We start from the raw sequence: 6,087 nt of genomic DNA, 5'->3' as shown, positions 1-6,087 counted from the left end.
CCATCCACAATATAACGGTCAACCCAAGAAATCGTTCTCGAAATCAAATCAACCAGAAACACTATCGTTACCCGATACAACTTTTGGGTATATAAATCGTAAGCAAAAAAGTCTTGCAACGCCTTTGAACCAAATCGAATCGGCTTTTCCACTTGGTTACTCAGATACAGATACGCTGCTGCACCGCCACCAATCGCACTCGACAACACCAACGAACCCGCCACCGTCGGATTCACGCTTACCCATTCCGGTAACAGATTCCAGGTGGCTAACAGTAAAGGAACGTGCAGTGTAAACCCCATTAGCAGTATCATAGGGAAGACCATGGGCCAATGTGCTTCAGGCGATCGCTGTGCCATTTGTTTAGGCTTGCCACCAAAGACTAACCCGAAGACACGGAATAGACTAAACGAGGCTAACGCATTTACCACTAACAACAGGGCAAATAATTTCGGGTGACTGGTAAACAGAGAATCTCCCAACTGTAAAAACGCCCAAAATCCGCCCAGAGGCGGAACCGCTATCAATCCAGCCGCCCCCACCAAGTAAGATAAGCCACAAGCTGGGCGTTTTGTCCATAATCCGCCCAATTGCGTCACATCCTGAGTAATACTGTTCCAAATAATCGTCCCGGTACTCATCACCAATAACCCCATGGCGACAGCGTAGGTCAACATTAATAACAGGGCGGTTTGGATTTGTCCCGTACCCACCGCAATAAACACCAATCCTAGATAAGCGCTAACCAGATAGGACAGAGTACGCTTAATATCGATTTGTGCGATCGCGACCATCGTACCACCCACGGCGGTTACCGCACCAATTAAAATGACGGCGGATATCGCAACGGGAGATATGGCGATAACGGGTTGCAGTTTAATCAACACCCACGCCCCCGTACACACCACCACAGCATTCCGTAGAATGGTACTAGGAACTGGTCCTTCCATGGCTTCATCTAACCATAAATGCAGGGGAAATTGAGCGCATTTACCCATCGGACCGGCAATTAATGCCAAACCCACCAATGTGGCTACTTTCGGATCAAGATTAACGCTACTTGCCCAGTCTGCCAATTGAGGAAAATCCCAAGTTTGGGACAGCGGATAGATACCAATCACGCCCATTAATAGGACTAAATCTCCCACCCGTTTGGTCAGGAATGCATCTCTCGCCCCGGTTACCACCAAGGATTGATTAAACCAAAATCCGACTAAAAGATAGGTTCCCAGAGTGAGAATTTCCAGGATAATGTAGCTAAAAAACAAGGAATCGCAAAGGACAAGGGCGCACATTCCCGCTTCAAACAATGCCAGAAAGGAATAGAACCGCGCCCATCCCCAATCGGTTTCTAGGTAACCAATGGCATAAATTTGTGCCAAGAGGTTCAACCCAGTGATTACCATTGTCGCCCCAATCGTAACCGCCGAGATTTCTAGGGGAATGGATAAATCCAAATCAACCACTTGTAGCCACGGAATCACAACCGATTGGGCTGGTTGATTCCAGATGGCGAGTAATGCCAATACCCCATGCAAAAAGGCAATGAAGGTCATCAACAGATTAATATAGCCTGCGGGTCTCGGTCCGGTACGATTGATAATCGCCGGAGACCAAGGGACGGCTAAAATTGCACCTAATAGGGCATAGCAAGGTATTAACCAGGCAGAGTCAAGGAAAAACTGAGTCATCGACATGACCTCGTGGGTGTATACAAAGCCTCTCTTCAGTGGTATTGAACCTGAAGAAACCCTGATAGACAGGTATTTTTACTTAACGATTAATTTTTTTTAAGTTTTCTAAGCTTAGTGTATAGTGTAATGGGTCAAGGGTAAAGTTTAAACAAAGCAATTAGACAATTTGACAATCGCAGCGATAATCCCCATCTATCAAAGCGCTGGGAGATGAGGGAGCAATGTAGAGACGTAGCATGCTACGTCTGGAAGCTGGGGAAGCTGGGGAAGTTAACTCAACACTCTACCTTACCTATTCCCTATTCCCTATTCCCTGACATAAGACATAAGACGAAGTTATGGGAAAATGGATAGCTGTACTGGGATTATTGGTATTATCGTGGGCGGTGGCATTTTCGGCTGAGGCGTCGGTGTGTCGCACAATCAAGGATCACCATATTTGTATCCTGAGTATCAAGCGCTCCGCCAAGTATTATTGGCAGTATCGAGTCGCCGTGAGTATTGATGGAGTAAAACGTCCTGTAGAGATATATAATTGTCGCGATCGCACCCGGATTCGCCAGGATGGATTGGTGGTTTCATTTGAACCGGACGGCGCTGGAGAGTTTATTTGTAGTTTCTTTTAGAATCTCCCAGGCATTCTTTGATATCAAAATAGTTAGCGTTAAAAAAAAATTATAATGTCTAGATACAATCCGCTGATATCAATGAACATTTGTAGAGGCTAACTACCAACATCAATAAACATTTGTAGGGGCGACCCGCTGATATCAATGAACAACCCCAATCCACTCAATCGACTCGGGTCGCCCTGTCGCCTAACCTCAAACTTAAATCTATAATCCCAATGAGTAATAACGCTTTCACTTATAATAATTGGCAGGATTGGATCGTCGTATGTGGCTATATCAGCTTTACTATTTTTATCCTTTGGCAAGTTTTAAAACCCCGGTAATATAGAAAACCGATTGTAGGGGCGCACTGACGTGTACCCTACCCTGTGTTCTAGGCTAAGCGTCTTTCTGATCAGAACATACTGTTTCAGAACCTACTGGATCATCAAGTCGCGGTAACTTGAGTAAAACCCCCGCAAAAAACCAATAATAAACTTCCACCGGATCGACAGCCAGAGGATAATAATAGGTGTTATAACTAATAAACAAAACAAAGACCCAAAGACACAACCCTAACCGTTGTAAAGACGCATCTTGCACCGACCGATATGCCTTAAACGTAAGAAACGTCAGCAAAGAAACCAGCGCCAGGAAAGCCAAAACCCCAATCGGACCAATTTCATAAAACAATTTGGCATAATAGGTTTCAATCAGTTGAGTTTCCCCCAAGCGACGCGCCGCATTAGTCGCTCGTCCTAAACCATGACCTAATAATCCCTCTTGTTTACTCAACACCCACTGAAATTGATCTAGCATAAACCTATGAGGTGGAGACGCCTCCCAGCGATCAACAAAACTAATCACCCGTTCTTCTACCTTTCCCAAGGTTTGAGTAATCCAAATCGCTAAAAGAACACCAACTCCTAATTTAATCGGTAGCCATCCTTTATGCCGATCCGTGAGTAATAATAACAGCACAAACGTCGCCGGAACGATCGCCAAGGCAATTCGTTGACCCGAAATTACCGCCGCCGCCAAGACTGCAACCATCGCCACCCATCCCACGAATCGCCAACGACGAGACGGATCACTAACACTCGCCCCATAAGTGAAAAAAGCGCTGGAAATCAGAAACCAACCCCATTGCCACGGTGCGACAAATGTTCCAGGTAAGCGAATTAACCCAACTTGAGGATTGTATAACAGAGAACCGCCGACTAAACATCTTGCCTGTAAACTGGCTCTGTAGACAGCATCTCCAGTCAAACTATTGTTACTGGGACATAAACCGGTAACCAGCCACAGATATTGGAGGAACGCCAAGCTACAGCAGATGAGGATCACAATCAGGTGCAAGCGAGTTAGGAAAAATAAATCCGTGCGATCGCGAATTAGATAATATCCACACAGAAGTAGGGGAATATACCCCACCAGCCCTTTTAATCCCAGAATTCCCATCAGAAACGGGCTTCCTTTAACCTGAGGATCAAACTCCTGTGGTAAATTGACCAGTAGGAACGTGATTAACGCCACCGCTAGCACAAGTGCGATCGCGATTAATAAGGGTTTGAAAATCGATCGCGGTAGGAGTTTCCAGAACGAATCCCGCGACTGAATCAGGGCGATTAGGGCGGGAAGGTAAAATGCATCTTTAATTAAATGAAATAGGGGATGATTCCCGGAGTAGGTGATTTTCTCACCCAGGGATTGGTAAACATCGCCCAGCGAATAAATAATGCTCCCGCTGAAAGGAAGATAAATCAGCAGTCCCCATAATCCAATGCGGGGATACTTATAGGAAAGAATTGAGAAAAAAACAATGGCAGTACAGGCAATACCTGTCTGAAATCCACCGACTAGACCCAAGATAACACCAATAAAGGCAGAAATATAAAGTGCCACTATAATGAATCGAGTCAGTGCTGCCTTATTCATTTCAGTTTAATTTGGGAGGTTACCTTAATGCCGCATCAAGCCATTGTTTAATCGTAGAAGCAACCTGATCCAGGGGCAATTCTTGAGACTGGTGAGTTGCCCGCACTGCAACTTCCACTTTACCCTGTTTGAGCGATCGCCCGGTGACGATACGATAGGGAATGCCAATCAGATCGGCGTCTTTGAACTTCACACCCGCCCGTTCATCGCGATCATCGAGTAGAGTTTCTACACCAGCTTGCCATAACTGTTGGTAAAGTGTCTCGGCGGCGTCCATCTGTTTGGCGTCGGAGATATTGGGAACGGTAATAATCGCGTGGTAGGGTGCGATCGCGGGTGACCAAATAATTCCATCCTTATCATAGGATTGTTCCACCGCCGCTTGCGCCAGTCGCGATACGCCTACACCATAACATCCCATATACAAGGGATTTTCTTCCCCCGCTTCGTTGGTGTAGGTTGCACCCATGGCTTTAGAATATTTTGTGCCTAACTGAAAGATATGTCCAGCTTCAATCCCCCTAGCGCTGTGCAGGATTTGGCTAGGATCATGAATCGCGCGATCTCCTGCTTTGGCTGTCCGCAAATCTACCACCTGTTTAGGTAAGGCGAAGGGTTCACCCCAATTCGCACCAACGACGTGATAGTTGGTTTCATTCGCCCCAGTGACAAAATTTTTCAAGTCAACGGCTGTGTTATCAACTAAGCGTAAAAATCGCGGCGCTACATCGCTAGCTGGGCGGATATAATCATCATCTAAATCTGGGGCGATATAGCCGACAGGGAGGGGTTTAGACGCCCATTTTGCCTGGGTGGTGGCGTCGGGAACGGTTAAGGCGATGAGGGCGTTGGCATTATATTGATCAGCTAAACGAATTAACTCATTTTGCAGTTTTACCTCGTTAACCTCTTGATCGCCTCGGATACTGACGATTACCAGTACCGTCATCCCATTGTCATAAACGGCTTGATAGAGGACGTTTTTCAAGACGTTGGTTGGGGAACAGTTGAGGAATTTACACAGGGAGTCGATGGTGGGTGTATTGGGGGTTTCCCGTTTTTCGTAAGTCTCAAAGGGAGACGGTTCCGCATCCGCCGGGAGGGAACTAGCTTTTTCCACATTGGCAGAATAGTTCCCATCTTCAGTGTAGAGAATCTCATCTTCGCCAATATCCGCCAGAATCATAAATTCTTGGGAACCAGAACCGCCAATTGCGCCAGGATCAGCTTCCACGGCGCGAAAGGCTAAACCGCAACGGGTAATCATGTTGCGATAGGCTTGATCCATGTCCTGATAGGTTTTTTTTAGGCTTTCTTCATCGGTGTGGAAGGAATAGCCATCTTTCATAATGAATTCTCGTCCCCGCATTAGTCCAAAGCGCGGGCGGATTTCATCTCTAAACTTAGTTTGAATTTGGTAGAGGTGGAGGGGAAGTTGGCGATAGGAACGGATCATCTCCCGGGCGATGGTGGTGATCACCTCTTCGTGAGTGGGTCCGAGTCCCAGTTCTCGGTTTTGGCGATCGGTGAGGGCGAACATGATCCCCTCGGCTTTAGTATAGGTGTCCCAGCGCCCGGATTCTCGCCACAGGTCAGAGGGTTGGAGTTGGGGAAGTAAGCATTCTTGGGCGCCAGTGGCGTTCATTTCTTCCCGAACAATTTGGGAGACTTTTTGTAAGACGCGCCACATCAGGGGGAGATAAGCGTAGATTCCGCTACCGATGCGACGGATATAGCCGGCGCGAACCAGGAGTTTATGGCTGGGGATTTCGGCTTCGGCTGGGTCTTCCCGGAGGGTGACGAGTAGCATTTGAGAGAGTCGCATCGTGAGGTTCCCTTTTTTG

General features: G+C 46.9%; 4 protein-coding genes. 1 reads left to right on the top strand and 3 read right to left on the bottom strand.

The window, feature by feature from the left end; translation table 11 throughout:
* Window positions 1-1,691, bottom strand: a 1,691-nt coding sequence (locus tag ACLFWI_RS25465; protein WP_446415240.1) for an NAD(P)H-quinone oxidoreductase subunit F, incomplete at its 3' end; no start/stop codon positions are given.
* A gap of 341 nt (window positions 1,692-2,032) precedes the next feature.
* Between ACLFWI_RS25465 and ACLFWI_RS25460 the strand changes: the two genes are divergently transcribed.
* Window positions 2,033-2,320, top strand: coding sequence for a hypothetical protein (locus ACLFWI_RS25460; protein WP_446415239.1), 288 nt, complete (start codon window positions 2,033-2,035; stop codon window positions 2,318-2,320).
* A 384-nt stretch (window positions 2,321-2,704) separates the two neighbouring features.
* Here ACLFWI_RS25460 and ACLFWI_RS25455 read toward each other — a convergent pair whose 3' ends face one another.
* Both ACLFWI_RS25455 and proS read right to left on the bottom strand, forming a co-directional pair.
* Window positions 2,705-4,243, bottom strand: coding sequence for a hypothetical protein (locus ACLFWI_RS25455; protein WP_446415238.1), 1,539 nt, complete (start codon window positions 4,241-4,243; stop codon window positions 2,705-2,707).
* 19 nt (window positions 4,244-4,262) lie between these two features.
* Complete coding sequence (gene proS / locus ACLFWI_RS25450; protein ID WP_446415241.1) at window positions 4,263-6,068, bottom strand: proline--tRNA ligase; 1,806 nt, start codon at window positions 6,066-6,068, stop codon at window positions 4,263-4,265.
* Window positions 6,069-6,087 lie beyond the last annotated feature (19 nt).

The organism is Coleofasciculus sp. (genome assembly GCF_046539235.1).
Classification (GTDB): Bacteria; Cyanobacteriota; Cyanobacteriia; order Cyanobacteriales; family Coleofasciculaceae; genus Coleofasciculus.
Note: the sequence above shows the minus strand (reverse complement) of the source record. Positions and strands in the feature narration are given on the sequence as shown.

What these genes read in the sequence shown, in the direction of transcription:
- ACLFWI_RS25460 (WP_446415239.1), top strand. Translation starts at nt 2,033, where the DNA reads ATGGGAAAATGGATAGCTGTACTGGGATTATTGGTATTATCGTGGGCG.
- ACLFWI_RS25455 (WP_446415238.1), bottom strand. Translation starts at nt 4,243, where the DNA reads ATGAATAAGGCAGCACTGACTCGATTCATTATAGTGGCACTTTATATT.
- proS (WP_446415241.1), bottom strand. Translation starts at nt 6,068, where the DNA reads ATGCGACTCTCTCAAATGCTACTCGTCACCCTCCGGGAAGACCCAGCC.